The following is a 2364-nucleotide window of genomic DNA, read 5'->3' as shown; positions in this document are numbered from 1 at the left end:
TGCTACCGATTATTTGCAAAGGCAGCGGTTGTCCCCGCGGCGGGCCGGGAGGAAGCGGGGGGCCAGCCCCCCGCACCCCCCGCCAAAGGGGACCCTCGGGCCCCCTTTGGAAACCCCCGAGGATATTTGGAGAACAAAGATCGAGATTAGGGCTCTCTTAACCTTCATCTTCGTTCTCCAAATATCCTCGGGGGGTGAATTGGCCGCAGGCCAAGAGGGGGGCAGACGGCCCCCCTTCTTCGGCGCCGCGGCACGCGGCGCCGCTGGTCGCCCGAGGCGCTCGTGCCGAAGGCGCGGGCAACGAGGGCGAAACCCCTCCTCTCACGTGAAGAGGGCCGAGACCCGGGCGGCTTCACCCGCCAGGCCCCAGGGCGGGTTGATGACGAAGAGGCCCGAGCCGGTCATCCGGTGCCCCTCGCGCGCGGGCGGGAAGCGGATCTCGTGGCGCAGCGCTTCGGGGTGCGCGGCTTCGAGCGCGGCCAGCATCGCCCCGTGGCGCGGTTCGCGCAGGAGCGGATACCAGAGCGCCAGCACGCCGACGTTCCATTTCCGCGCCACCTGGCCCAGGAAGCGCGGGATCGCCTCGTATTCTGCCGGGCTTTCGAACGAGGGATCGACCAGCAGCATGCCGCGCCGGGGATTGGGCGGGGTCAGTTCGAGCACCTTGGTCAGCCCGTCGGCCTTATGCACCCGCACCGGGTAGGGCATCATCGCCTCCGCCAGCGCGGCGTGTTCCTGGGGGTGTTTCTCGGCCAGGTGCACGCTGTCGCTGGCGCGCAGGAGACGGGCGGCGATCAGGGGCGAGCCGGGATAGGCCTCGGCGCCGTGCTCGGCCCGGACCGCGTCCAGCACCCGGCGATAGGGGTGATCGGGGGGCAGCCGGGTTTCGAGGCGGGCGATGCCTTGCGCCGCTTCGCCGGTCTTCAGCGCCTCGGGCGCGGCGAGGTCGTAAAGCCCCCGGCCCGCGTGGCTTTCGAGATAGGTGAGCGGTTTGTCCTTCTGCGTCAGATAGGCGAGCATCCAGGCGAGAAGCGCGTGTTTGTGCACATCCGCCAGATTCCCGGCGTGATAGAGGTGCTGGTACGAGAGCATGCGGGGCTGCCCCTTCGCTGAGGATGTCGGGGAGGGGAGGGCCGCGTCAATCGCGGCGGCGCAGGCGGATCACGACATCCACCCGGGAGATCTCGCAGCCTTCGGGAACATCGGGCAGGCGCAGGATTTCCAGCTGGTCCGAGGGGGCGTCGGTCAGTTTCTGGCTGTCTTCCCAGAAATAATGCGGGTGGTCGTCGGTGCGGGTGTCGAAATAGGAGCGCGAGGCGTCGACGGTGATCTCGTTCAGCAGGCCCGCCTCGCAGAAGGCGCGCAGCGTGTTGTAGACCGTGGCGAGCGAGACTTTCTCGCCCCGGTCGGCGGCGGCGGCGAACAGGCTTTCGGCCGTCACATGCCGGTTCTCGCCATCCCCCATGACCAGCGCGGCCAGCGCCAGGCGCTGACGGGTCGGCCGCAGCCCGGCCTGGACCAGCCAGTCGGAGGCACGCGCGCGGGCTACCTGGGTCTGGGGAGCGAATTCGCGGATCATGCAGTCATTTTAGGCCGAGCCGCGGCGGGATTCAATGCCCTGACCGTGGTTTGGCCCCGGCGGGCGGGGCCTGGGCGTCCCAGCCTGCGGCTTGTCAGGGCGGAAAGCGGGATGCTAGAGGAGGAAAAACGCCATAAGGCCGTATCCAGGGAGCTTTCCGCCATGTCGTCCTATCCGTCGTCCTTTGACAAGGAAGCCCTGCTGGCCTGCGCCCGGGGCGAGCTCTTCGGTCCCGGCAACGCGCAATTGCCGGCTCCGCCGATGCTGATGATGGACCGCATCACCGAGATTTCCGGCGATGGCGGCCTGCACGGCAAGGGGCATGTGGTGGCGGAATTCGACATCACCCCGGATCTGTGGTTCTTCGAGTGCCATTTCCCGGGCAATCCGATCATGCCGGGCTGTCTGGGGCTGGACGGGCTCTGGCAGCTCACCGGCTTCAACCTGGGCTGGCGCGGCTGGCTGGGGCGGGGCTATGCCTTGGGTGTGGGCGAGGTGAAGCTGACCGGCATGGTGCGGCCCGACCGCAAGATGCTGACCTACAAGGTGGATTTCACCAAGGCGATCCAGACCCGGCGGCTGACCATGGGGGTGGCCGACGGGATCGTCGAGGCCGATGGCGAGGTGATCTATCAGGTCAAGGACATGAAGGTCGCGCTGAGCGAGAGCTGAGGGGTTTCGCCCTCGGTGCCCTCGGGCGACCGAGGCGGGGGGCTGCTCGCCCCCCGCGCCCCCTCGCCAAAGGGGGGCACGCCCCCCTTTGGAAACCCCGTGGATATTTGCAG

At 68.3% G+C, this 2364-nt stretch carries 3 protein-coding genes; 1 reads left to right on the top strand and 2 read right to left on the bottom strand.

Translation table 11 applies throughout. From position 1 onward, the window contains the following. Window positions 1–321: 321 nt before the first annotated feature. Complete coding sequence (locus VDQ18_RS23475) at window positions 322–1092, bottom strand: 23S rRNA (adenine(2030)-N(6))-methyltransferase RlmJ (protein WP_323023273.1); 771 nt, start codon at window positions 1090–1092, stop codon at window positions 322–324. A 46-nt stretch (window positions 1093–1138) separates the two neighbouring features. Beyond that, window positions 1139–1579 carry a Fur family transcriptional regulator Irr gene (gene irr, locus VDQ18_RS23470; protein WP_323023272.1) on the bottom strand — a complete coding sequence of 147 codons (441 nt, stop codon included), beginning with the start codon at window positions 1577–1579 and terminating at the stop codon, window positions 1139–1141. A 162-nt stretch (window positions 1580–1741) separates the two neighbouring features. Here irr and fabA point away from each other — a divergent pair, with 162 nt between their 5' ends. Continuing rightward, a complete protein-coding gene (fabA, locus tag VDQ18_RS23465) occupies window positions 1742–2251 on the top strand; it encodes a bifunctional 3-hydroxydecanoyl-ACP dehydratase/trans-2-decenoyl-ACP isomerase (RefSeq protein WP_323023271.1) in 510 nt (169 codons plus the stop codon). The last annotated feature ends 113 nt before the right edge of the window (window positions 2252–2364 follow it).

The sequence above is a fragment of the Pararhodobacter sp. genome (genome assembly GCF_034676075.1).
Lineage (GTDB): Bacteria > Pseudomonadota > Alphaproteobacteria > Rhodobacterales > Rhodobacteraceae > Pararhodobacter.
The sequence above is the reverse complement of the archived record's forward strand: the minus strand, read 5'-3'. Positions and strand labels throughout refer to the sequence as shown.